Origin of the sequence: Erythrobacter sp. QSSC1-22B (assembly GCF_001678665.1) — a bacterium.
GTDB lineage: Bacteria > Pseudomonadota > Alphaproteobacteria > Sphingomonadales > Sphingomonadaceae > Qipengyuania.
The window spans coordinates 254,745-277,642 of the sequence record NZ_LZRP01000002.1 but is presented as its reverse complement, the minus strand read 5'-3'; the positions used below and the strand labels follow the sequence as shown (position 1 = coordinate 277,642).

Here is a 22,898-nt window from a genome sequence, read left to right as displayed (position 1 = left end):
TCCGGTGACACCCTTTCCCTGGTCCGACCTCTTCATCATCGCGGGGCTTATCCTGCTTAACGGCGTCTTTGCGATGTCCGAACTGGCGATCGTTTCCGCCCGGACCGCGCGGCTGCGCGGGGCCGCGCAGAAGGGAACGCCCGGCGCCCGGACCGCGCTGCGGCTGGCATCCGACCCGGGCAAGTTCCTCTCCACCGTGCAGATCGGCATCACGCTGATCGGGATCATCGCCGGCGCCTATTCCGGCGCCAGCCTCGGCGGACCGGTGGGCGAGCGGCTGGCGGCGCTGGGATTGCCCGGGCAATGGGCCGCGCAGACGGGCTTCGCGCTGGTGATCGCGCTGACCACCTATTTCAGCCTCGTCATCGGCGAACTCGTGCCCAAGCAGGTCGCGCTGCGGCTGGCGGTGCCGATCGCGCTGGTGATGGCGCGCCCGATGGCGATCCTCTCGCGGGTTGCCGCGCCGGTGGTCTGGCTGCTCGATACCTCGTCGGCGATATTGCTGCGGCTGCTGGGGGTGCGCGCCTCTGGACAGCCCGCGGTGACCGCGGAAGAGCTGCAGATGATCTTTGCCGACGCGACCCGCTCGGGGGTGATCGAACACGCCCAGCACCAGATGTTGCAGGGGGTGGTCCGGCTGGCGGAACGCCCGGTGCGCGAGGTGATGACCCCGCGCAACCAGCTCGACTGGATCGACGCCGATGCCAACACCGACCAGATCCGCGCCACAATCGAGGCGAGTTCGCACTCCTGCCTGCCCGTCGCGGAAGGTTCGCCCGACCGGGTTGTGGGGCTGATCAAGGTGCGCGAGGTGCTGTCGCATATGGTGGCCGGCCGCCCGGTCGACCTGCGCAGCCTGATGAAGAAGGCCGAGGTCGTCCCCGACCAGCTCGACGCGGTCGACGCGCTGCGCGTGCTCCAGCAGGCCGATGTAGCGATGGCGATGGTCCACGACGAATACGGCCATCTCGACGGCATCGTGACCCCGGTCGACGTGCTGACCGCGCTGGTCGGTGATTTCGCCAGCGATCAGGAACATGGCGAGGCGCCCGGCGTGATCGAACGCGAGGATGGCTCGCTGCTGGTCTCGGGCTCGCTCTCGGCGGATGCGCTGAGCGACCGGCTCGGCCTCGCCTACGCCGAAGACCGCGAATTCGCGACCGCCGCGGGGTTTGTGCTCGCGGTGCTGCGCAAGCTGCCCGCGGAGGGCGAGCATTTCATCGAGCAGGGCTGGCGCTTCGAGGTCGTCGATATGGACGGCCGCCGGATCGACAAGCTGCTGGTGTCGCGCGAAGGCCCCGAGCCCGCGCCGGACGAATTCGGCGAGGACTGATCCCCGCCAGTAACCTTAGCCTGGGATGACCGCCTGCGCGCCGGCGCCATCGCCTTCGGGTGCGGCGATGATGTCGCGGGTCACGCGGCCCTTGGCGACGGTGTTGGTCTCAGCATCGCCCACCGAAGAGCGGATACCGGGAGCCGCAGCTCCGGCGCGGTCTAGCACGCTGGTTTCGACTGCGCTGCGCGCTGCCGGTCCGCCGAACAGCGCTTCGAGCGCCTGTTCCGAAGCGGTGCCTTCGGACGGGCGCGGGGCGCCCGGAGCAGGCGGCACGAGGTTGAAATCGGGCGGCACCACCAGCGGCGCCTGGCGCTGGACCGCGAATTCGTCGGGCCGGTCGCGGTTGAGGAAGCCGCCACCGCCGCATGCGGACAGCATGGTCGCCGAAACGGCGAGCAGGGCGAGGGTACGATGCTTGGTCATGAAGTCTTCTCCGCGGCGGAAGGCGCCGTTTCATCCATCAGGTCGTCGACATTGTCGCGTATGAGAAAGGCGCGGGCAAGGATAATCACCACGCCGATCGTGATCGCCGCATCGGCGACGTTGAAGATCAGGAAGGGCCGGAACTCGCCGAAATGCAGATCGGCGAAATCGACGACATAGCCCAGATCGTAGCGGTCGCGGATATTGCCCAGCGCCCCGCCGAGGATCAGCGCCAGCCCGAAGATCTCTCCGAGCAGCTTCTCGCGCAGCATCCACACCGTCACCACCAGCGCGATCAGCGCGGTCACCCCGACCAGCGCCCAGCGCGCCTCGGGGCTGGTTGCCTCGAACATGCCCAGCGAAACGCCGAAATTGCGGGTGAAACGCAGATCGAAGAACGGCAGCAGCTCCATTGCATCGCCGACCCGGTCGATCCCGAGCCGCTCGGTCACCAGCCATTTGGTCCACTGGTCGACCGCGAAGATGCCCAGTGCGATAAAGCAGCCGATCAGGCGGTTGCGCAAAGTCCGGCTCATGCCACACCATCCAGCTGGGAGACGACATCCTCGCAACGATCGCACAGCGCGCCATCCTCGGCCACGCTGGGGAGCAGCCGCCAGCAGCGGCCGCATTTGTTGTCCGAGGTGCGGGTCACTGTCACTTCGTCGCTATCGCCAGTCGTCACTGACGCGGTGATGAACAGTTCGGCCAACGCCGCCTCGTCGAAGCCCGCGGGCACGCGCGCGGCGGGCACCACGACATCGGCCTCGAGCCCAGAGCGGATCACCTTCTCGCGCCGCAGCGGCTCGATCGCCTCCATCACGTCCTCGCGAAGCTCGCGCAAGGCTTCCCAGCGGCTCTGGTCTGCAGCGACGCCGGGCACCACCGGCCATTCGAGCAAATGGACGCTGCCGCCGTCCTCGCCGGGTGCTGCCGGGTAGCGCGTCTGCCACACCTCCTCGGCGCTGAAGACCAGCACCGGCGCGGCGTAGCGCACCAGCGCGTGGAACAGCAGGTCGAGCACGGTGCGATAGGCGTTGCGCCGGGTGCTGTCCTCGCCATCGCAATAGAGGCAATCCTTGCGGATATCGAAGTAGAACGCCGAGAGATCCTCGTTGCAGAAATCGACCAGCAGGCGGGTGTAAGCGTTAAAATCGTATGCCAGCGCGGCAGTGCGCAGCTTTCCGTCGAGCTCGGCGAGCAGCGCCAGGACATAGCGTTCCAGCTCGGGCACCTCGCCCGCATCGCCCATATCGCCGACGAAGCCGTCGAGCGCGCCAAGCAGGTAACGGAAGGTGTTCCTGAGCTTGCGATACTGGTCGGCCACGCCCTTGAGGATCTCGTCGCCGATACGGTGATCCTCGGTGTAGTCGACGCTCAGCGCCCACAGCCGGATGATATCCGCGCCATATTGCTCCATCACCTTCAAGGGATCGATGGTGTTGCCAAGGCTCTTGGACATCTTCTTGCCCTGGCTGTCCATCGTGAAGCCATGGGTCAGCACCCGATCGTAGGGCGCGCGGCCGCGGGTGGCGCAGCTTTCCATCAGCGAGGACTGGAACCAGCCGCGATGCTGGTCCGAACCTTCGAGATAGAGATCGGCGGGCCATTGCAGCGCGGGCCAGCGCCCGCTTTCCAGCACGAATGCATGCGTGCAGCCTGAATCGAACCAGACATCGAGAATATCGGTGACCATGTCCCAGTCAGCGGGATCGTGATCGGCGCCGAGATATTCGGCCTTGCGGCTCTCGTCCCAGGCATCGACGCCTTCGGTGCCGATGGCGGCGACGATCCGCGCGTTGACCTCCGGGTCCTGCAGATAGCTGCCGTCGGGCTTCACGAACAACGTGATCGGCACACCCCAGGCGCGCTGGCGCGACAGCACCCAGTCGGGGCGGCCCTCGACCATCGAGCCGATGCGGCGTTCGCCCTTCTGGGGGATGAACTCGACCCGCTGGATTTCCTCCAGCGCCCGCCCGCGCAGGGTGGGGGAATCGCAGAGGCCTTCTTCGGCGGGATCGATCGCCCCGCCTTCGCTTTCCCAGCTCTTGTCGGCTTTGCTCTTGGGTTCGATCCACTCCATGGGGCGGTCCATCGGCACGAACCACTGGGGTGTGCAGCGATAGATCACCTTGGCCTTGGACCGCCACGAATGCGGGTAGGAATGCCGGTAATCGCCGCTGGCGCTGAGCAGCGCACCCGCTTCGCGCAGATCGTTGCAGATCGGTCCGTCGGGCGCGTTGAAGGGCTTGTTGATGACCGAGCGGCGGCGCTCGTCATCCCCGCCGAGCCACGGCCAGTCGTCGCGATACAGCCCGCTGTCATCGACCGCGAACACCGGGTTGAGGCCATTCGCCTTGCACAGATCGAAATCGTCCTCGCCGTGATCGGGGGACATGTGAACAAGGCCGGTTCCGCTGTCGGTGGTGACGAAATCGCCCGCGAGGAGGGGGCGGAGTGTTTCGTAGAACCCGCCGAGGTGGTGCATGGGGTGGCGAGCCTTGGTCCCTGCAAGTTTTGACCCAGTTACCGTGTGAGCATCCATCCAGTCGACCACATCGTTGGCTGAACCAATGTCTGGCTGACCCGGAGCATCGACCACCCGAAGTCCAGTCCGCTCTAGGAATTCGTCGCGAAGTTCATGGGCAACGAGATACGTATTGCCGTCGCTCGCGTTCAGAAGTTCATAGGCAACATCCGGTCCATAAGCCAAAGCCTGGTTGACCGGGATCGTCCAAGGCGTCGTCGTCCAGATCACCGCATAGGCGCCGACCAGTTCAGGCACCGCCGATTCAACAATCTCGAACGCCACGTCGATCTGCGGGCTGTCGGTCAGGTCCTCGTATTCGATCTCGGCTTCGGCCAGCGCGGTCTTTTCGACCGGCGACCACATGATCGGTTTCGACCCGCGGTAAAGATTGCCGCTCTCGGCAAACTTCATCAGCTCGGCGACGATCGTGCCTTCGGCCTGCGGGTCCATCGTCAGATAGGGATTGTCCCAATCGCCAAGGATGCCCAGCCGCTTGAGCTGTTCGCGCTGCACATCCACCCATTTTTGCGCATAGGCGCGGCATTCGGCGCGGAACTCGGCCGCGGGGACCTCGTCCTTGTTGAGCTTCTTCTTGCGATACTGCTCCTCGACCTTCCACTCGATCGGCAGGCCGTGGCAATCCCAGCCCGGAACATAGGGTGCATCCTTGCCCAGCAGCGTCTGCGTGCGGCAGACCATGTCCTTGAGCACATGGTTGAGCGCGTGGCCGACATGAATGTCGCCATTCGCGTAGGGCGGGCCATCGTGAAGGATGAATTTCTCGCGCCCCGCGCGGGCCGCGCGCAGCTCCTCGTAGAGCTTCTCCTGCTGCCAGCGCGCGAGGATACCCGGCTCCTTTTGCGGCAGCCCGGCCTTCATGGGGAAATCGGTCTTCGGCAGGAAGACGGTATCTCGGTAATCGCGCGGTTCGGTCATGGCGGCGGGCCTTAGCCGGGGCGCGCGGTTTGAGCAATTTGTTCGCGCGCGGGTTCTGCAGGGCGGTTTAGGGCGAAACCCGTGCCGAAGCGCGCAACCTACCCGAGCAATTCCCGAGCCCGCCCGCAATCGGCATCCATCTGCGTCACCAGATCATCGAGCGAATCGAATTTCGCCTCGGGCCGCAGGAAATGGTGGAATGCCACCTCGATTTCCTGCCCGTAGAGATCGCCCGAAAAATCGAAGAAATAGGGCTCGAGCAATTCCTTGGGCGGATCGAATTGCGGGCGGATCCCGACATTGGCCGCTCCCTTGAGCACTTCGCCGCTGGCGAGGATCCGCCCCGTCACCGCATAGATGCCGTAGCGCGGGCGCAGATAGCTCTCGATCGCCAGATTGGCGGTGGGATAGCCGATGGTCCGGCCGCGCTTGTCGCCATGCTCGACCACGCCGCGGATCGCGAAGGGGCGGGTGAGCAGCCGTGCGGCCTCTTGGGGGTCGCCGTCTTTCAGCGCATTGCGCACCCGGCTGGAAGAAATCGGCTCACCGCCATCCATCACCGCGCCCACGGTGCGCGTCGTCAGTCCGCGCTCGGCGCCAAAGCCGCGCAGCAGCGCGACATCGCCCTTGGCACCCTGGCCGTATTTGAAGTCCTCGCCGGTCACCACGCCATGCGCGCCGAGCCGCTCGATCAGGATCTCGGCGATGAAATCCTCGGCGGGGGTGCCCGCCAGCGCGCCGTCGAAATGGAACACCAGCATCGCGGTCGCGCCCGCGGCGAGATAGAGTTCCTGCCGCTGTTCGAGCGTGGTCAGCCGGAACGGCGGCACCTCGGGGCGGAAGAAGCGCACCGGATGCGGATCGAAAGTGGCAATGATCGCCGGGCGGCCCTCGGCGCGCGCCCATTCGATCGCCTCGCCCGCGACCTGCTGGTGGCCAAGGTGAAAGCCGTCGAAATTGCCCAACGCGATGATGGCACCGCGCAAAGGTTCAGGGACCGGCTCGCGGTGATCGAGCCACCTCATGCTTCGTCCTCCCGCAGCTTGCGATAGGTGACGAAGGAATAGGCGGGGCGCTCGCCCGCCGCCGGATGGTCCTCGCGTGCGGCGACCTCCCAGCCTGCGCCCAATTCGGGCATGAACACGTCGCCCGCGAAATCGGCGTGGATCTCGGTCACTTCGGCGCGGATGGCGATTTTGACGAAGCTGTCGAAAATCGCCGCGCCACCGATTACCGCGATCCCGCCGTCACCTGCAGCGGCGAGCGCCCCTTCGACCGAGCGGACGACTTCGGCGCCCTCGCTGTCCCAGCGCTCGCGCCGGGTCATCACGATATGGCGCCGCCCCGGCAGCAGGCCGGGCAGGCTCTCGAAGGTCTTGCGGCCCATGATCATCGGGCAGCCCATGGTCAGCGCCTTGAAATGCGCCAGATCGGCGGGGAGGTGCCACGGCAGCCGCCCCTCGCGCCCGATCGCGCCATTGGCGGCGCGGGCGTAGATCAGGAAGATGTCCCGGTTCACGATTGGCCGGAACCGGTCCGGCGGGTCAGCCGCGTGACATGCCCCATCTTGCGCCCCGCGCGCGCCTGCTTCTTGCCATAGAGGTGCAGATGCGTGTCGGGCTCGCCCAGCAGCGTCTGCGCGCTGGCGGAATCCTTGCCGATGAGATTGGTCATGGTCACGGTCTCGGCGACGGTGGCGGTGTCGCCCAGCGGCAGCCCCGCGACCGCGCGCATGTGGTTGGCAAACTGGCTGGTGACCGCGCCCTCGATCGTCCAATGCCCCGAATTGTGGACCCGCGGCGCCATCTCGTTGAAAACAGGGCCATTCGTCGTCGCGAAAAACTCCAGCGTCAGCACCCCGACATAATCCAGCGCATCAGCCACAAGCTTCGCCAGCGCATGTGTTTCCTCAACTTGCCCCGCAATCGCTTCGCCCGCGGGCAGCGAGGAAGTGGCGAGAATCCCGTCGCGATGAACGTTGCGGGCCGATTCCCAGAACCGCACATCGCCATCCTGTCCCCGCACCAGGATCACCGAAAACTCCGCGCCGAAATCGACGAAGCCCTCGTAGATCGCCGGACCGCCGGACAATTGCACCGATTCCGCGTCATGCGCAGATGCGATCCGCCACTGCCCCTTGCCATCATAGCCTTCACGCCGGGTCTTGAGGATGCCCGGTGTCCCGATCCGCTCGACCGCATCGTCCAGATCCGCGCGCGAATCGATCGCTGCATGGAGCGCTGGCCGCCCGCCGAGCCCCTCGACGAAGCGCTTCTCCGCCAGCCGGTCCTGCGCCACTTCGAGCGCCTTGCGCGGCGGGAATACCGGCTCGACCGGGAGCGTGTCGAACACGCTCAATGGCACATTCTCGAATTCATAGGTGATCGCATCGCATTGCGCGGCGAAAGCGGCCAGCGCGGCGGTGTCGTCCCAGCGGGCGACGAAGAAATCGGCGCAGACCTCGGCGGCGACATTGTCGCCCTCGGGCGCATAGCCGACGCAGCGATAGCCCAGCCGCGCGCCCTCGATCGCGAGCATACGGCCCAATTGTCCTCCGCCGAGGATCCCGATCGTGCTGCCCGGTTTCAGCATCAGTCCTGCGGCCGTTCCGCCACCGCGTCGCTGCGCGCCTGCCGCCAGGCCTTGAGCCGTTCGGTCAATGCCGCGTCGCTACCCGCCAGAATGCTCGCGGCGAGCAGCCCGGCGTTGGTCGCGCCCGCCTCGCCGATCGCCAGCGTCCCGACCGGGACCCCGGCTGGCATCTGGACGATCGAGAGCAGGCTGTCCTGACCGCTCAGCGCGCGCGACTGCACCGGTACGCCCAGCACCGGCAGATGGGTCAGCGCCGCGATCATGCCGGGCAGATGCGCCGCGCCGCCCGCACCGGCGATGATCACGCTGATGCCGTCGCCCTCGGCCTGGCGCGCGAAATCATACATCCTGTCGGGAGTGCGGTGCGCCGAGACGATCCGCACATCGGTGGCGACCTCGAGCTCCTTCAGAACCGCGGCGCAATTCTGCATCGTCGGCCAGTCGGACTGGCTGCCCATGACGATCGCCACTTTCGCATCCTGCGCCATGGTCACGCGTCCTTGAGGTAATAGCGTTCGCGCGAGGGGCGCAGATTGTCGCCGAACTCGTAGACGATCGGCTGGCCGGTGGGAATCTCCAGGCCCGTGATCGCCTCGTCGGAGATGCCCGAGAGATGCTTCACCAGCGCGCGCAGCGAATTGCCATGCGCCGAGATCAGCACCGTTTCGCCGCTCGACAGCACCGGCAGGATTTCGCTTTCCCAATAGGGCAGCACGCGTTCGATGGTGAGCGCGAGGCTTTCGGCGCGCGGCACCGGCACCCCGGCATAGCGCGGATCGTCGGAGAGATCGAACTCGCTGCCTGCTTCCATCTCGGGCGGGGGCACATCGAAGCTGCGCCGCCAGATATGCACCTGCTCGTCGCCGTATTTCTCGCGCGTCTCCTGCTTGTCGAGCCCGGTCAGCCCGCCGTAATGCCGTTCGTTGAGCCGCCAGTCCTTGGTCACCGGGATCCACAGCCGGTCGCAGGCCTCGAGCGCGAGGTTGAGCGTCTTGATCGCCCGCGACTGGTAGGAGGTGAAGGCGACGGTCGGCAGCAACTCGCGCTCGGCGAGCAGGCGGCCCGCGGCGATGGCCTCTTCGACGCCCTTTTCGGTCAGGCCGACATCCCACCAGCCGGTGAAGCGGTTGGCGAGGTTCCATTCGCTCTGGCCGTGACGAACGAGAATGAGTTTGGGCATTGAGGCTCCGGGCAAATCCTAGGAGCGGGTTTCGTTAGCCGCCCGGATCGGGTTTTGGAAGCACCACGTCCGAATCGGTCTGCTGGCGCGCCTGGGCCTTGCGGCGGCGCAGGTTCGCGCGCAATTGCGCAGCAAGCCGTTCCTCGCGCGTCGCTTTTCTGTCGGGCTTTTCCATCGTGTCTGTCTGTGACCGCGAAGCGCGCCAAGCTCAAGCATCGCTTGACATTGGGTCCGGCTCTGACAATAGCGCGCGCCTCCTGCATTCCCCGGTTTTCGGGGCAGGTTCCGTGCTGCTGTAGCTCAGTGGTAGAGCGCGTCATTGGTAATGACGAGGTCGGGAGTTCAATCCTCCCCAGCAGCACCATTATCCCAACCGATTTGGCTCGATGCCGGCGCAAGCGCGGAGGCGCTTGCGCAATGCGGCGCGCTGCGCCACCTGTCCGCCCGGACTTGAGGGAGGACACAGCCGGCATGCATTTCCAGCTTACCGAACAGCAGCGCGAGCTTCAGGACAGCGCGCGCAAATTCGCGCAGAACGAACTGCCCGAGCTGGCGCGCGAGATGGAGGCGAAGGATTTCTCGGTCCCCGCCGAGATGGTCCGCCGTTACGGCGAGATGGGGTTCCTCGGGGTCAATCTGCCCGAGCAATATGGCGGTCTGGGGCTGGGCCATTTCGAGGCGATCCTCGTGCTCGAACAATTCGCGATGATCTCCAACGCGGTCGCGTTCCCGGTGTTCGAGGCGCTGGTCGGGCCGGTGCGCACGCTCGAGCGATTCGGCTCCGAGGAACTCAAGCAACGGATCATCCCGCAGGTCACCGCAGGCGAAGCGACGGTGGCGGTGTCGATGTCCGAACCCGATGCCGGGACCGCGCTGACCGAGCTGACCACCCATGCCAGCGACCAGGGCGATCATTATCTGCTCAACGGCACCAAGCGCTGGACCAGCGGTGCGGGGCATGCGCGCTATTACGTCACCTATTGTCGGCTGTCGGACGAACCGGCTGCCAAGGGCATCGGCGCGCTGCTGGTCGACAAGGAACTGGACGGGGTCTCGTTCGGCGCGCGCGAGGAGCTGATGGGCTTTCGCGGGATCGAGACCCGCGACATCCTGTTCGACGATGTGAAGGTGCCCAAAGACAATCTGGTGATCGGCGCGGGTGGGTTCGGCCAGCTGATGCAGGCCTTCGGGCTCGAGCGCTGCGGCAATGCGACGCAGAGCCTTGGTCTAGCGCAGGCCGCGCTCGATCAGGCGATCGCCTACACGCAGGAGCGCAAGGCCTTCGGCAAGCCGATCGTCGATTTTCAGGGCGTGCAATTGAAACTCGCGGAGATGGCGATGCGGGTCGAGGCCGCGCGGCTGCTGATCTATCGCGCGGTGGTGAACTCCTCCGAGGAGGCCAACGGGCTGCCCTCGGTTTTCGAGAGCAGCGTGGCGAAATGCTATGCCAACGAGATCGTCCGCGAGGTCACCGCGCAGGGGATGCAGGTGATGGGCGGCTACGGCTATCACAAGGAATACGGCATGGAGCAGCGGCTTCGCGACGGGTTCGCCTGGGGAATCGCGGGCGGCGCGATCGATGTCCAGAAGACCAACATCACCGCCGCGATGATCGGCAGACGGTTCGACCAGCGGCGTTGATTCGCGCGAGTGTATTGCCTAGATAGGACGCCAATGGATGATAACGACCCGCTAACCCCGCTGGACCCCGCCTATAGGTCGGTGATGCGGATCGTGACCGCGGTCTGGCTGGCGATCCTGCTGGTCCCGACGATCGCCGCCGAGGTGGCGATCCCGGGCTGGAACGGTGTCGTCGTGATCCCCTATCTGCTGCTCGCTGCGGCCATCCTGCTGCGCTTGCCTCAGCGCCGCTGGCAGGCGCGCGGCTATGTCATGGTCGACGAGCGGCTGCGAGTGGTCAGGGGCATGCTGTTCCATTCGGACACGGTGGTGCCGTTCGGGCGGGTGCAGCATATCGATGTCGATCAGGGTCCGCTGGAACGCGCCTACGATATCGCCACGCTGACCGTGCACACCGCGGGCAGCCACAACGCCTCGGTCCATCTTCCCGGCCTGAAGCACGCCGATGCGCTGGCGATGCGCGACGCGATCCGAGCGGCGATCCGGCGCGACACGCTGTGATGGACGACCGGCCCCCGCCGGATAAGCGGTCTGTTACAGTGCCTGTTACGGCACCTGCCCGGTCATCTGACCCGTCACCTGACCCGTCACCTGACCCGTTGCCTGTCGCGGCCGGGCAGGAGGATGGTGCTGCCGAGGATATGGGCGACGGCCAACGCACCGACCCCAGGAGCTTCATCGTCGGCGCGATCGCCTCGCTCGGGCAGGTCGCGCTCCCGCTGGCATTCGGTGCCTATGCGGTTCTCGATGGCGAACCGACCAGACTGCTGTTCGCCATTCCCGCAGTGCTCGCCATTCTCGCGGTCAGCACCGCGCTGTCCTATCTCAACTGGTACCGCTTCACCTACCGGATCGGCGCCAGCGACATCCGCGTCGAGAGCGGGGTGATCTCGCGCGCTGCGCGTTCGGTGCCCTATGAGCGGATCCAGGATGTCAGCCTCGAACAAAAGCTGATCCCGCGCCTGTTCGGGCTGGTCGAGGTGCGGTTCGAGACCGGGGCTGGCGGCAAGGACGAGCTCAAGCTGTCCTATCTCGCCGAGGCCGAAGGCGAGCGCTTGCGCGAAGTGGTCCGCAGCCAGAAGGACGGCGCGGTCGTCATGTCCGATGAAGGCGCCCCCGCCGAGACTTGTGAAGCGCTGCCGCCGCTGTTCGCGATGGGGCCGCGCCGGGTGGTGACCTTCGGACTGTTCGAATTCTCGCTCGCGGTGGTCGCGGTGGGGGCCGGGGCCGCGCAACAATTCGATTTCCTGCTCCCCTTCGACCTGTGGGATTTCGACGCCTGGCAGGACCGGCTGGCGGGCCCGGGACGCTGGCTCGCCGGGCTGGGCGTCGCCGCGCAGATCGCCGGCGGGACCATCGCCGTGGTGACTTTCACCACGCTTGGTTTTCTCACCGGTCTGGTCCGGACCGGTTTACGCGAATGGGACTTCCGGCTCGAACGCACCGACAAGGGCCTGCGCCGCCGCCGCGGGCTGCTGACGCGCACCGATGTGGTGATGCCGATCCACCGGGTGCAGGCGCTGCGGATGGGCACCGGCGTGGTGCGGCGCTGGTTCGGCTGGCGCGAACTCAAGGTGGTCAGCCTGGCGCAGGACAGCGGTTCGGCCAATCACAGCGTCGCCCCCTTCGCGCAGGCCAAGGAAATCGCGCCGATCGTCGCGGTGACGGGCTTCCATCTGCCGGATGAAGGGCTCGACTGGCAAAGGGCGACCCGCCAGTACCGGACCGATCAGGTGGTTATGGCGGGTCTGGTCATGTTTCCGCTGGCGGTTGGTCTGGCAGTGGCGGGGCAGGGACTGCTCGCCCTGCTGCCGCTGGCCGGGTTTGCCGTCATCGCGGCGATGGAATTCGCCAACTGGCGCTTCGTCGCCACAGGCGTCGATGCCAGCCAGCTGTTCCTGCGGCGCAATTTCCTGGCGCCCAGGCTGGCGATCGCCTCGCGGGTGAAGCTGCAGTCGGTCGAGATCAGCCAGGGTCCGATCGCGCGGCGGCGTGGCTATGCGACGCTCAGCCTCGGGCTCGCCGGTGGCAAATTCGCGATTTCGGGGATATCGCTCGACCGGGCGCGCGAATTGCGCGCGGCGGTGCTCGAATCGATCGCGGGCCGCGACTTCAGCGAACTGGTCTAGGCGCGCAGATCGCTCCACTCGGGGTGCTCGTCGAATTTCGCGGCGACGTAGGAGCAGGTCGGCACGATTGTGAAGCCCTGCTCGCGGGCATCGGCGACAAGTGCCTTGACCAGCTCGGACGCGATGCCCTGGCCGCGCAACACGGCGGGAACCAGCGTGTGTTCGGCGACCCGCGCAGTGCCGCGTTTCACCCAGGTGAGTTTTCCGGTCGCGTCGGTATCGGCCACATGCGCGATGTATTCGCCGCCGCTGCCATTGTCGTGTCGTTCGATCGTCAGGGCTGTGTCGGCCATGGGGGGTGGTCCTTTCGCTGTCTTGCAAGCAACGCCGAGCCCTCTATGGGCGTTCCGATGCAGTTTCTCTCCGACAACGCCGCCGCCGTCCACCCGCTCGTATGGGAGGCGATGCGCGCCGCCGATTCGTCCGACTCGCCCTATGACGGCGATGCGCTGTCGCAGGAGCTCGATGCGCGTTTCTCGGATTTGTTCGGCCGCGATTGCGCCGCGCTGTGGGTCGCGACCGGCACCGCCGCCAATTGCCTCGCGCTGGCGACCATGGTCCAGCCGCACGGCGCGGTGGTCTGCCACGAGGAAGCGCATATCGAGATGGACGAAGGCGGCGCGCCGGGGTTCTATCTCCATGGCGCCAAGTTGCTGCTCGCGCCGGGCGAGAGCGCGAAGTTGACCCCTGCGGGCATCCGCGCCGCGATCGATCCGATCCGCGACGATGTCCACCAGGTCCAGCCGCATGCGATCTCGATCACCCAGGCGAGCGAATATGGCTGCGCCTACCGCGCGCACGAGATCGCCGCCATTGCCGCGCTGGCCAAGGAGCGCGGGCTCGGCCTGCATATGGATGGCGCGCGCTTCGCCAATGCGACCGCGTTTCTGGATTGCACAGCCGCCGAGGCAGCCGGACCGATCGATGCGCTCAGCTTCGGCTGCGTCAAGAACGGCGCGATGAGCGCCGAGGCGATCCTGTTCTTCGATCCGGCAGCGGCGGATGTGGCGCGCTATCGCCGCAAGCGCGCGGGGCACCTGCAGTCCAAGGGCCGCTTCCTCGCCGCCCAATTGCTGGCGATGCTCGACGACGATCTGTGGTTGCAGAATGCCCGCGCCGCCAACGCCGCGGCGCAGGAAATCGCCGGCGCCGGCGCCGACCGGCTGATGCATCCGGTCGAGGCCAATGAGGTCTTCGTGCGCTGCAGCGCCGCCGAACGCGAGGCTTTGCGCGCACAGGGCTTCGGCTTCTACGATTGGGGCGCAGATGCCGCGCGGTTCGTCACCGCCTGGAACACGCGCGCCGAGGATGCCGCCTCCCTCGCCCGGGCCGTTGCCGGCCTGTGAGCAGCGCCGCGACCGCAGAAGCGAACCCGGCCGATCACGCGCTGCTGCGGCCGCGGATCGTCATACCCTTCCTGCTGACCGGGATGATCTGGGGTTCGACCTGGTGGGTGATCACCGACCAGATCGACGGGGTGGCGCCAAGCTGGTCTGTGGCGATCCGCTTCGCCGTGGCGACCCCGGCGATGTTCCTGCTGGTGCTGGCGATGCGCAAGACGCTGCGCATCGGCAAGGCCGGCCAGTTGCTGGCGCTGGCGATCGGGATCACGCAGTTCTGCGGCAATTTCAACTTCGTCTACCGCGCCGAACTGCATCTCACCTCGGGGATCGTCGCGGTGCTGTTCACGATGCTGATCGTCTCCAACGCGGTGTTCGGCTGGTGGCTGCTGGGGCAAAGGATCACGCGCAATTTCGTTGCGGGGACGCTGGTCGCGCTGTGCGGGATCGCACTGCTGTTGTGGCACGAGGCGGGGCTCAACCCTCTGGGCGGCTCGATCGGGCTGGGAATCTTCTGGGCGGTGCTGGGGATCCTGTGCGCCAGCATCGCCAATGTCGTTCAGGCCAACCAGACCGGGCGATCGCTGCCGATGGTGAGCCTGCTCGCCTGGGCGATGCTTTATGGCACCGTGGCCGATTTCGCGCTCGCCTGGTGGACCGCCGGGCCGCCGGTGCTGCCCGATCGGCCAAGCTTCTGGCTGGGGATCGGCTGGCTGGCGCTGGCGGGCAGCGTGGTGACCTTCCCGCTGCATTACACGCTGGTGCGCCAGATCGGCGCGGGCCGTGCGGCCTATAACGGCATCGTTACCGTGATCGTGGCGATGGTGCTCTCGACGCTGTTCGAGGACTATCGCTGGACCGTCTGGACCGCGCTGGGTGCGGTGTTGTCGCTGTGCGGTCTCGTGATCGCGCTGCGGGCGCGGACGGTGCCGACGCCGCCATTGGACAGCCCGCCGCTAGAGAAGCCCGCGTAGCCCCTCGACATAGGTCGGGTAGCGCAGCCGCCAGCCGAGCACGCGCCTGGCCCTGCCGTTGGCGACGCGGCGGTTCTCGGCATAGAAACCGCGCGCCATCGGCGAGAGCCCGGCCTGTTCGATGGTCTGCAGCGGCGGAAATTCCACGCCCAGCAGGCGGCAGGCCTCCTCGATCACCACGTTCTGGCTGGTCGGCAAATCGTCAGCGAGATTGTAGGCGCCCGGCGGGGCGTCGCCCTGCAGCGCGGCGACTACACCCGATACGATATCCTCGACATGGACCCGGCTGAACACCTGGCCGGGCAGGTCGATACGATGCGCCTTGCCGTCGCGGACCCGCTCGAAGGCGCTGCGTCCGGGCCCGTAGATCCCCGGCAACCGGAACACATGCGCGCGAAGGTCCAGCCAGCGCGAATCGCATTCGGCCCGCGCGCTGCGGCGGCCGGTGCCGGTCGGCGAGGCCTCGTCCACCCAGGCGCCATCGGCATCGCCATAGACCCCGGTGGAAGAGAGGTAGCCCAGCCATTTGCCCGCGATGGCTGCGGCGTAAAGGTCGAGCACCGGGTCGCTTCCCTCGGCGGGCGGGACCGAGGACAGCACGTGGCTGCAATCGGCCAGCGCCCGGCCCACCGCCTCGCGGTCGGCGAAATCCACCGTGCCGTCGCTGCCGGTGGCGGTCACCACCCAGCCTTTCGCCCTCAGCGCTTGCGCGATCCGCTTGGCGGTGTAGCCGAGGCCGAAAATGAACAATCGAGACATAGGGGCGTATTAGCTCAAAGCCTCCCATATAACAGCCTCCTGCATTCACGCTCTGGCAGCAAACAACGGAAAACTCGCTCAATGGATATCGCCCGCACGCCCGCCACCCCCGATGGCAACCCCGAGATGGCCGATGCCGCGGTCGAGCCCCACGCTCCCGCGCTGATCCGGCGCAAGGATTACGCGCCTTATCCGTGGACGGTGGTGGCGACCCATCTCGATTTCGACCTTGGGCTCGACAAGACGCGGGTCGAGGCGAAGCTGACACTCGAGCGCAATCCTGCCGCCGAGCCATCCCCGACGATCCGCCTCAATGGCGAGGGCCTCGCGCCGCTCGAAGTGCGCTGCGATGGCGAGCCGAGCAACAGCCACACGATGGATGGCGACGATCTCATCGTCACCCTGCCGGGCGATGCCCACGAGCTCACCATCGTCACCGAGCTCGACCCTGCGGGCAATTCGCAGCTGATGGGGCTGTTCGCGTCCAACGGGATGCTGTGCACGCAATGCGAGGCCGAGGGCTTCCGCCGGATCACCTTCTTCCCCGACCGGCCCGATGTGCTCAGCGTCTACACCGTGCGGATGCGCGCGCCCAAGGCGCAGTTCCCGGTGCTGCTCGCCAATGGCAATTGCACCGCCGAGGGCGAAGAGGGCGAGCACCACTGGGCGGAATGGCACGATCCCTGGCCCAAGCCGTCCTATCTGTTCGCGCTGGTGGCGGGCGATCTGGTCGCGCGCAGCGACAGCTTCACCACCATGGGTGGGCGCGAAGTGGCGCTCAACATCTTCGTCCGTGACGGCGATCTCGACCGCACCGAGCACGCCATGGAGAGCCTCAAGCGGGCGATGGCCTGGGACGAGCAGATCTTCGGGCGCGAATACGATCTCGACATCTACAACATCGTCGCGGTTAGCGATTTCAACATGGGGGCGATGGAGAACAAGGGGCTCAACGTCTTCAACACGAAATACGTCCTCGCCGATATCGACACCGCCACCGATGGCGATTTCGACGCGGTCGAGGGTGTGATCGCGCATGAGTATTTCCACAATTGGTCGGGCAATCGCGTGACCTGCCGCGACTGGTTCCAGCTCAGCCTCAAGGAAGGCTTCACCGTGCTGCGCGACCAGCTGTTCAGCCAGGACATGGGCAGCGCCCCGGTCAAGCGGATCGGCGATGTCCGGGTGCTGCGCTCGGTCCAGTTCCCCGAGGATTCTGGCCCGCTGGCGCATCCGATCCGGCCCGACAGCTATCAGGAGATCTCGAACTTCTACACCTCGACGATCTACAACAAGGGCGCCGAGGTGATCCGCATGATGCGCACCATGGCGGGCGAGGAGGCGTTCCGCAAAGGCAGCGATCTCTATTTCGAGCGCCACGATGGCGAGGCGGCAACCTGCGAGGATTTCGTCAAGGCGATCGAGGACGGCGCCGGGCTCGATCTCGGGCAGTTCCGGCTGTGGTATTCGCAGGCCGGGACGCCCAAGGTGACGGTAAAGCTGTCGCATGAGGGCGAGACGGCGACGCTCACCCTGTCGCAGGAGGTTCCGCCGACCCCGGGCCAACCCGACAAGCAGCCGATGCCGATCCCGCTCAAGATCGCACTGTTCGACCGTACCAGCGGGACGCATCGCGGCGAACAGCTGGTGGTGCTGAACGGAGCCAGCGAGACGCTGACCTTCGAGGGCTTCGAGGCCCCCCCGGTGCTCTCGGTCAACCGCGGGTTCTCCGCCCCGGTGCGGATCGAGCGCGACATCCCGCGCGACGATCTGACCTTTCTCGCCGCGAAGGACGACGATCCCTTTGCGCGCTACGAGGCGATGCAGGATCTGGTGGTCGGGCATCTCGGCGATGTCATCGGCGGCGGACTCGACACCGAGGACCGCGACGTGGGACGCGAGGCGATCCGCACTGCGCTGGCGGCAGTGCTGGCCGACGGGCGGATCGACGACCAGATGCGCGGCGAGCTGATGATGCTGCCCAGCGAAACCTATCTGATGGAGCAGGCGCTGGTCGCCGATCCCGGCGCGATCCACGCCGAGCGCGAGACGCTAAAGGCCTGGCTCGGACAGGAACTGGGCGAGGAGTTGGTCGGGCTGCATCAGCGCGCCAGCGAGGGCCCCGGAACGCTCGACGCCGCAGCTCAGGGAGCCCGCAAGATCAAGACGCTGGCGCTTACCTATCTCGCCGCCGCCGATCAGCAGCGTGCGTCGGATATGGCCGCGGCGCAATATGACGGCGCCACGACCATGACCGATCGCCAGGGCGCGCTGATGGTGCTGGCAGGGCTCGAGACCGCCGAGCGAACGGCAAAGCTGCTCGATTTCTACAATCGCTATCGCGGCAATGATCTGGTGATCGACAAATGGTTCGCGCTGCAGGCCTCCTCGCTCCACCCGCAAGCGCTCGCCCATGTGAAGGCGCTGCGCGAGCATGAGGACTTCACCCTGCGCAATCCCAACCGCGCGCGTTCGCTCTACATGGCCTTCGCCGGCAATCCGCAGGCCTTCTATGCGGCCAGCGGGGAGGGCTACCGCCTGATCGCCGATCTGATTCTCGAACTCGACCCGATCAATTCCCAGACCGCTGCACGATTCGTGCCTGCGCTGGGACGCTGGCGGCGGATCGAACCCGGGCGCGCGGCGCTGATGCGCGGCGAACTGGAGCGGATCGCGGGTGCTTCGCAGCTGTCGCGCGACACTTTCGAGCAGGTAAGCCGCTCGCTTGGCTAAGCTGCTCGAAGCACGCGCGCTGGAAGGACTGCCGCACGGCTTCTCCAAACGAGAGGGGGCTGCCGCGCAGGATATTCTGGCGGGCGGTGTCCTGATCCGGGTGAAGCAGGTCCACTCGCCCGCTGTCGCCACCGTCACCGGGGCGTGGAGCGGGGTTCCCCCCGAGGCCGACGCCATGGTCACCGATCGCGCCGGGCTGGTGCTGGGGATCGTGACCGCAGATTGCGCCCCGGTGCTGTTCGCGGACTTTGACGCTGGGGTGGTGGGTGCGGCGCATGCCGGCTGGCGCGGCGCCATCCAGGGCGTGATCGCCAACACGGTCGCGGCGATGGCGGCGCTCGGCGCGCGGCCCGAAAAGATCGTCGCCGTGATTGGCCCCTGCATCGCGCCGGAGAGCTACGAGGTCGATGCGCCGTTTCGCGCGCATTTCGCGGAGACGGACGCGCAATTTTTTCGCGCTGGCCGCGCCGGTCACTGGCAGTTCGATCTGCCCGGCTATGTCGCCTCGCGGCTCGAACAGGCAGGGGTCGGATGGATCGAAAGCCTCAATCTCGACACCTATGCCGAAAAGGCCATGTTCCATTCCTACCGCCGCGCGAGTCATTCGGGGGAGACCACCGGCGGACGGCAGATCTCGCTCATTGGGTTGCGCTGAAGCGTATTCCCCTTGCCAAAATCGCGGTTGGCAAGGTGTGACATAGCGTTTAGAGGCCCCTCAATCCGGCAATGGGAGACCGCTTCGTGCGCGTTTCCCCCGACCCGATCCCCAGCGATCGCGGCAGGCCAGCCGGATTGGTAATTCTTCTGGTCCATTCCCGGACCCATCGATCGAATAGAGGCAGGTAGGGCACCGCTCTGATGGCAGACACCGCTGCAACCGCGAACACCGAACTACCCGTGGTCCCTGTGGACGACGGCGCGACCGAAGGCGTGCGTCGCCGCGATTTCATCAATATTGCCGCTCTCAGCACGGCTGGCGTCGGTGGTGCCGCGGTGCTGTTGCCGCTGATCAGCCAGATGGCGCCGTCCAAGGACGTGCTTGCCGAAAGCACCACCGAAATCGACGTTTCCGCGATCGAGACCGGCCAGGCGATCAAGGCGGTCTTCCGCAAGCAGCCGCTGTTCATCCGGCGACTGACGCCCGAGGAAATGGCCGCTGCGGATGCCGTTCCCACGGAAAGCCTGCGCGATGCCGAGAGCCTCGAGGATCGCACCAAGGAAGGGCACCGCGACCTGCTCGTTACGATGGGCGTCTGCACCCATCTGGGCTGCGTTCCGCTGGGCGCCGCCGAGGGCGAGTCGAAGGGGGAATACGACGGCTATTTCTGCCCCTGTCACGGTTCGCATTACGACACCGCGGGTCGCATTCGCAAAGGTCCGGCACCGACCAATCTCCTGGTGCCGGAATATGCTTTCACCTCCGACACCACCATCACCGTCGGCTGAGGTTGTAGAGACTAGATCATGAGCTTTCCCTGGGCACGCCAGTACGAGCCGAAGACCGGCCTCACCAAGTTTCTCGACGAGAAGCTGCCATTGCCGCGTTTCGTCTACAACGCGGTGGGTGCTGGCTATCCGGTGCCGCGCAACCTCAACTACATGTGGAATTTCGGCGTTCTCGCCGGCTTCTTCCTCATGTTCCAGATTATCACCGGCGTCGTGCTGGCAATGCATTACGCGGCCAACGCGAACGTTGCCTTCGCTTCGACCGAGCATATCATGCGCAACGTCAACTGGGGCTGGCTGATGCGCTACGCCCATGCGAACGGGGCGAGCTTTTTCTTCGTCGTGGTCTACATCCACATCTTCCGCGGCTTTTTCTACAGCTCCTACAAGGCGCCGCGCGAGATGATCTGGCTGCTGGGCGTGGTGATTTTCCTGTTGATGATGGCGACCGCTTTCATGGGCTACGTCTTGCCCTGGGGCCAGATGAGCTTCTGGGGCGCCAAGGTCATCACCGGCCTGTTCGGGGCGATCCCGCTGGTCGGCGAGCCGATCCAGATCTGGCTGCTCGGCGGCTTTGCTCCCGACAACGCCGCGCTGAACCGCTTCTTCAGCCTGCACTTCCTGCTGCCGTTCGTGATTGCCGGTGTGGTGATCCTGCACATCTGGGCGCTGCACATCCCCGGTTCGTCGAACCCGACCGGGGTCGAGATCAAGCAGGAAAGCGACACGGTTCCGTTCCACCCCTATTACACAGCAAAGGACGGCTTCGGGCTGGGCATCGCACTGCTGGCGCTGTTCACGATGGTGTTCTTCCTGCCCAACGTGCTGGGTCATGCCGACAATTACATCGAGGCCAACCCGCTCTCGACTCCGGCGCACATCGTCCCCGAATGGTATTTTTACCCATTCTACGCGATCCTGCGCGCCTTCACGATGGACTTCATCCTGCCCGCCAAGCTGTGGGGTGTGCTCGCCATGTTCTCGGCGATCCTGCTCTGGTTCTTCCTGCCATGGCTCGATCGTTCGCCGGTGCGCAGCGGCCATTATCGCCCGCTGTTCCGCAAGTTCTTCTGGTTCGGCCTGATCCCGACGATGGCTGCACTGTTCTACCTCGGCGGAGCACCGGCCGAAGAGCCTTACGTGATGCTGAGCCAGATCTTCACGGCCTACTACTTCCTGCACTTCCTGGTGATAATCCCGATCGTATCGCAGATCGAACGTCCCCAGCCGCTACCCTATTCCATCACCGAAGCGGTGCTGGGATCCGACAAGAAGGCCGTGCTCGGCGAGAACGCCGAGCCCGCGGTTTGACCGCGCTGAAAGCTACGAGAGAAGAGACCTTCGCATGATCCGGATCATTGCCATCCTCGTTGGGCTCGGCTTCGCTGTCGTTGCCCTCGTCTCCTTCGCGGTGGGTGCCTATACCTTCGCGACCGAGGAAACGACGCCTCACCTGCCCTATGAAGAGCCGATGGATGTCGATTATTCCTTCGACGGCCCGCTTGGCACCTGGGACGTCGCCCAGTTGCAGCGTGGCTACAAGGTCTACAAGGAAGTGTGTTCGGCCTGTCATGGGTTGAAGTTCGTGGCCATGCGCAGCCTGTCGGAACTCGGCTATTCCGAAGCGCAGGTGAAGGCCGAAGCGGCGACCTGGCAGGTTCCCGGTATCGACCCCAACACCGGCGAAGCGACTATGCGTGCTGGCGTTCCGACCGATCAGTTCCCCTCGCCCTATCCCAATGCAGTGGCAGCGGCTGCGGCCAACAACAACGCCATCCCGCCGGACCTGTCCTTGATGACCAAGGCACGCAACGACGGCACCAATTACGTGGCATCGCTGCTGGTGGGCTATCAGGAGCCTTCGCCCGAAGTTCTGGCCGAGCACCCCGAGGCGGCTCCGGGTCCGGGCCTCTACCACAACATCTATTTCCCCAACCTCAACCTCGCGATGGCACCGCCGCTGATGAACGCCGGTCAGGTGACCTATGACGACGGGACCGAAGCGACGCTGACGCAGATGTCGACCGACGTCGCCGCCTTCCTGACCTGGACCGCCGAACCCACGCTGGTGAAGCGCAAGCAGACCGGCTGGCCGGTGCTGATCTTCCTGCTGTTCGCCACCGTGCTGGCCTATCTGTCGAAGAAGCAGATCTGGTCGGCGATCAAGCCGAAGCAGCACCCCAAAAACGCCAAGGACTGAGCGCGATTCGCCGGTTCGTGACATTCGGCCCCTCGCATCCGCGCGATGCGGGGGGCCTTTTCGTGTCGCGGCAGGCATGAGTCCCGACGATCTCAAGGCGCTGGTCCGAACCGTGCCTGACTTTCCCGCGCCGGGTATCCAGTTTCGCGACATCACCACGCTGATCGCGCATGGCGAAGGATTCCGCGCCTGCGTCGGCCATCTCGCGGCCACCGCGCGGGCCGGTGGCGCCGAGGCGATCGCGGGAATGGAAGCGCGCGGCTTCATCTTCGGCGCGGCGGTTGCCGTCGAACTGGGCATCGGCTTCGTGCCGGTCCGCAAACCGGGCAAGCTGCCGGTCGAGACCATCGGGATCGATTATGCGCTCGAATACGGTGCCGACCGGCTCGAAATGGACCCGGGCGCGGTCACGCAGGGCCAGCGCGTGGTGCTGGTCGATGATCTCATCGCCACCGGGGGAACCGCCTGCGCGGCGGCAAGCCTGCTGCGCCAGGCCGGGGCCACGGTGGAACACGCCGCCTTCGTGATCGACCTGCCCGATCTGGGGGGTGCCGCGCGGCTTGACCAGCTCGATTTGAAGGTTGCCGCGCTGATGCGGTTCGAGGGCGAATAGGCGCTTTTGTGCATCGGCGGTTGGAAACACCCGCTCCTTCGTGCATTCATCTTGTGCGCCGCAAGC

23 protein-coding genes and 1 tRNA gene are annotated in these 22,898 nt (G+C 65.9%); 13 read left to right on the top strand and 11 right to left on the bottom strand.

Annotation, left to right across the window (positions count from 1 at the left end; translation table 11 throughout):
• Positions 1-4 precede the first annotated feature (4 nt).
• Complete coding sequence (locus A9995_RS05120; protein WP_067609991.1) at positions 5-1,333, top strand: hemolysin family protein; 1,329 nt, start codon at positions 5-7, stop codon at positions 1,331-1,333.
• 15 nt (positions 1,334-1,348) lie between these two features.
• Here A9995_RS05120 and A9995_RS05115 read toward each other — a convergent pair whose 3' ends face one another.
• From A9995_RS05115 to A9995_RS16980, 9 genes are all read right to left on the bottom strand, one after another.
• Entirely contained in the window at positions 1,349-1,759 is a 411-nt protein-coding gene (locus A9995_RS05115; protein WP_067609989.1) for a DUF3035 domain-containing protein, read from the bottom strand.
• Complete coding sequence (lspA, locus tag A9995_RS05110; protein ID WP_199797215.1) at positions 1,756-2,295, bottom strand: signal peptidase II; 540 nt, start codon at positions 2,293-2,295, stop codon at positions 1,756-1,758. Before lspA ends, A9995_RS05115 begins: the two co-directional genes overlap by 4 nt.
• On the bottom strand, positions 2,292-5,225 hold the full coding sequence (gene ileS / locus A9995_RS05105; protein WP_067609986.1) for an isoleucine--tRNA ligase: 2,934 nt from the start codon (positions 5,223-5,225) through the stop codon (positions 2,292-2,294). Before ileS ends, lspA begins: the two co-directional genes overlap by 4 nt.
• 98 nt (positions 5,226-5,323) lie before the next feature.
• The gene (locus A9995_RS05100; protein ID WP_067609984.1) at positions 5,324-6,250 is read right to left on the bottom strand and encodes a bifunctional riboflavin kinase/FAD synthetase; all 927 of its coding nucleotides are present in this window, start codon (positions 6,248-6,250) and stop codon (positions 5,324-5,326) included.
• Positions 6,247-6,744, bottom strand: coding sequence for a dihydrofolate reductase (locus tag A9995_RS05095; RefSeq protein WP_067609982.1), 498 nt, complete (start codon positions 6,742-6,744; stop codon positions 6,247-6,249). Before A9995_RS05095 ends, A9995_RS05100 begins: the two co-directional genes overlap by 4 nt.
• The gene (locus tag A9995_RS05090) at positions 6,741-7,817 is read right to left on the bottom strand and encodes a 5-(carboxyamino)imidazole ribonucleotide synthase (RefSeq protein WP_067609980.1); all 1,077 of its coding nucleotides are present in this window, start codon (positions 7,815-7,817) and stop codon (positions 6,741-6,743) included. The genes A9995_RS05095 and A9995_RS05090 overlap by 4 nt, the downstream gene beginning before the upstream one ends.
• On the bottom strand, positions 7,817-8,305 hold the full coding sequence (gene purE / locus A9995_RS05085) for a 5-(carboxyamino)imidazole ribonucleotide mutase (RefSeq protein ID WP_067609977.1): 489 nt from the start codon (positions 8,303-8,305) through the stop codon (positions 7,817-7,819). The genes A9995_RS05090 and purE overlap by 1 nt, the downstream gene beginning before the upstream one ends.
• A 2-nt stretch (positions 8,306-8,307) precedes the next feature.
• A complete protein-coding gene (gene gpmA / locus A9995_RS05080) occupies positions 8,308-8,997 on the bottom strand; it encodes a 2,3-diphosphoglycerate-dependent phosphoglycerate mutase (RefSeq protein ID WP_067609975.1) in 690 nt (229 codons plus the stop codon).
• A 34-nt stretch (positions 8,998-9,031) separates the two neighbouring features.
• Complete coding sequence (locus A9995_RS16980; protein WP_168157337.1) at positions 9,032-9,172, bottom strand: hypothetical protein; 141 nt, start codon at positions 9,170-9,172, stop codon at positions 9,032-9,034.
• Positions 9,173-9,286: 114 nt separating this feature from the next.
• Between A9995_RS16980 and A9995_RS05075 the strand changes: the two genes are divergently transcribed.
• The 4 genes from A9995_RS05075 to A9995_RS05060 all read left to right on the top strand — a co-directional run bounded on the left by A9995_RS05075 (position 9,287) and on the right by A9995_RS05060 (position 12,767).
• Positions 9,287-9,361: transfer RNA gene (locus tag A9995_RS05075), tRNA-Thr, on the top strand.
• Between the two features lie 107 nt (positions 9,362-9,468).
• Positions 9,469-10,638 (top strand): acyl-CoA dehydrogenase family protein, encoded by a 1,170-nt coding sequence (locus A9995_RS05070; protein ID WP_067609973.1) that lies wholly within the window; start codon positions 9,469-9,471, stop codon positions 10,636-10,638.
• Between the two features lie 33 nt (positions 10,639-10,671).
• Positions 10,672-11,139, top strand: a complete 468-nt coding sequence (locus A9995_RS05065) for a PH domain-containing protein (protein ID WP_067609971.1) — start codon at positions 10,672-10,674, stop codon at positions 11,137-11,139.
• Positions 11,140-11,237: 98 nt separating this feature from the next.
• On the top strand, positions 11,238-12,767 hold the full coding sequence (locus A9995_RS05060; RefSeq protein ID WP_233998086.1) for a PH domain-containing protein: 1,530 nt from the start codon (positions 11,238-11,240) through the stop codon (positions 12,765-12,767).
• Here the strand turns inward: A9995_RS05060 and A9995_RS05055 are convergent.
• Entirely contained in the window at positions 12,764-13,060 is a 297-nt protein-coding gene (locus A9995_RS05055; RefSeq protein ID WP_067609969.1) for a GNAT family N-acetyltransferase, read from the bottom strand. The genes A9995_RS05060 and A9995_RS05055 overlap by 4 nt on opposite strands.
• Before the next feature lie 57 nt (positions 13,061-13,117).
• On the opposite strand from A9995_RS05055, the gene A9995_RS05050 reads away from it, so the two are divergent.
• Positions 13,118-14,113, top strand: a complete 996-nt coding sequence (locus tag A9995_RS05050) for a low specificity L-threonine aldolase (protein ID WP_067610340.1) — start codon at positions 13,118-13,120, stop codon at positions 14,111-14,113.
• A complete protein-coding gene (locus tag A9995_RS05045) occupies positions 14,110-15,081 on the top strand; it encodes a DMT family transporter (RefSeq protein ID WP_233998085.1) in 972 nt (323 codons plus the stop codon). Before A9995_RS05050 ends, A9995_RS05045 begins: the two co-directional genes overlap by 4 nt.
• Here A9995_RS05045 and A9995_RS05040 read toward each other — a convergent pair.
• Positions 15,064-15,840, bottom strand: coding sequence for an SDR family oxidoreductase (locus A9995_RS05040; protein ID WP_067609966.1), 777 nt, complete (start codon positions 15,838-15,840; stop codon positions 15,064-15,066). The genes A9995_RS05045 and A9995_RS05040 overlap by 18 nt on opposite strands.
• A gap of 81 nt (positions 15,841-15,921) precedes the next feature.
• Between A9995_RS05040 and pepN the strand changes: the two genes are divergently transcribed.
• The 6 genes from pepN (at position 15,922) to A9995_RS05010 (ending at position 22,832) form a co-directional block, all read left to right on the top strand.
• The gene (pepN, locus tag A9995_RS05035) at positions 15,922-18,573 is read left to right on the top strand and encodes an aminopeptidase N (protein WP_067609964.1); all 2,652 of its coding nucleotides are present in this window, start codon (positions 15,922-15,924) and stop codon (positions 18,571-18,573) included.
• Complete coding sequence (pgeF, locus tag A9995_RS05030) at positions 18,566-19,228, top strand: peptidoglycan editing factor PgeF (RefSeq protein WP_067609962.1); 663 nt, start codon at positions 18,566-18,568, stop codon at positions 19,226-19,228. The genes pepN and pgeF overlap by 8 nt, the downstream gene beginning before the upstream one ends.
• Positions 19,229-19,431: 203 nt before the next feature.
• Entirely contained in the window at positions 19,432-20,019 is a 588-nt protein-coding gene (gene petA / locus A9995_RS05025) for a ubiquinol-cytochrome c reductase iron-sulfur subunit (RefSeq protein ID WP_067609960.1), read from the top strand.
• An 18-nt stretch (positions 20,020-20,037) separates the two neighbouring features.
• Positions 20,038-21,330 carry a cytochrome b/b6 gene (locus A9995_RS05020; RefSeq protein ID WP_067609958.1) on the top strand — a complete coding sequence of 431 codons (1,293 nt, stop codon included), beginning with the start codon at positions 20,038-20,040 and terminating at the stop codon, positions 21,328-21,330.
• Between the two features lie 34 nt (positions 21,331-21,364).
• Entirely contained in the window at positions 21,365-22,219 is an 855-nt protein-coding gene (locus A9995_RS05015) for a cytochrome c1 (RefSeq protein ID WP_067609955.1), read from the top strand.
• A 76-nt stretch (positions 22,220-22,295) separates the two neighbouring features.
• Complete coding sequence (locus A9995_RS05010; protein ID WP_067609953.1) at positions 22,296-22,832, top strand: adenine phosphoribosyltransferase; 537 nt, start codon at positions 22,296-22,298, stop codon at positions 22,830-22,832.
• Positions 22,833-22,898 lie beyond the last annotated feature (66 nt).

Excerpts from the sequence above, each read along its gene's own strand:
- ileS (WP_067609986.1), bottom strand. The coding sequence starts at position 5,225 with ATGACCGAACCGCGCGATTACCGAGATACCGTCTTCCTGCCGAAGACC.
- pepN (WP_067609964.1), top strand. The coding sequence starts at position 15,922 with ATGGATATCGCCCGCACGCCCGCCACCCCCGATGGCAACCCCGAGATG.
- A9995_RS05100 (WP_067609984.1), bottom strand. The coding sequence starts at position 6,250 with ATGAGGTGGCTCGATCACCGCGAGCCGGTCCCTGAACCTTTGCGCGGT.
- A9995_RS16980 (WP_168157337.1), bottom strand. The coding sequence starts at position 9,172 with ATGGAAAAGCCCGACAGAAAAGCGACGCGCGAGGAACGGCTTGCTGCG.
- A9995_RS05065 (WP_067609971.1), top strand. The coding sequence starts at position 10,672 with ATGGATGATAACGACCCGCTAACCCCGCTGGACCCCGCCTATAGGTCG.
- A9995_RS05115 (WP_067609989.1), bottom strand. The coding sequence starts at position 1,759 with ATGACCAAGCATCGTACCCTCGCCCTGCTCGCCGTTTCGGCGACCATG.
- A9995_RS05020 (WP_067609958.1), top strand. The coding sequence starts at position 20,038 with ATGAGCTTTCCCTGGGCACGCCAGTACGAGCCGAAGACCGGCCTCACC.
- petA (WP_067609960.1), top strand. The coding sequence starts at position 19,432 with ATGGCAGACACCGCTGCAACCGCGAACACCGAACTACCCGTGGTCCCT.
- A9995_RS05090 (WP_067609980.1), bottom strand. The coding sequence starts at position 7,817 with ATGCTGAAACCGGGCAGCACGATCGGGATCCTCGGCGGAGGACAATTG.
- purE (WP_067609977.1), bottom strand. The coding sequence starts at position 8,305 with ATGGCGCAGGATGCGAAAGTGGCGATCGTCATGGGCAGCCAGTCCGAC.
- A9995_RS05015 (WP_067609955.1), top strand. The coding sequence starts at position 21,365 with ATGATCCGGATCATTGCCATCCTCGTTGGGCTCGGCTTCGCTGTCGTT.
- A9995_RS05040 (WP_067609966.1), bottom strand. The coding sequence starts at position 15,840 with ATGTCTCGATTGTTCATTTTCGGCCTCGGCTACACCGCCAAGCGGATC.
- A9995_RS05010 (WP_067609953.1), top strand. The coding sequence starts at position 22,296 with ATGAGTCCCGACGATCTCAAGGCGCTGGTCCGAACCGTGCCTGACTTT.
- lspA (WP_199797215.1), bottom strand. The coding sequence starts at position 2,295 with ATGAGCCGGACTTTGCGCAACCGCCTGATCGGCTGCTTTATCGCACTG.
- A9995_RS05070 (WP_067609973.1), top strand. The coding sequence starts at position 9,469 with ATGCATTTCCAGCTTACCGAACAGCAGCGCGAGCTTCAGGACAGCGCG.
- A9995_RS05055 (WP_067609969.1), bottom strand. The coding sequence starts at position 13,060 with ATGGCCGACACAGCCCTGACGATCGAACGACACGACAATGGCAGCGGC.
- gpmA (WP_067609975.1), bottom strand. The coding sequence starts at position 8,997 with ATGCCCAAACTCATTCTCGTTCGTCACGGCCAGAGCGAATGGAACCTC.
- A9995_RS05050 (WP_067610340.1), top strand. The coding sequence starts at position 13,118 with ATGCAGTTTCTCTCCGACAACGCCGCCGCCGTCCACCCGCTCGTATGG.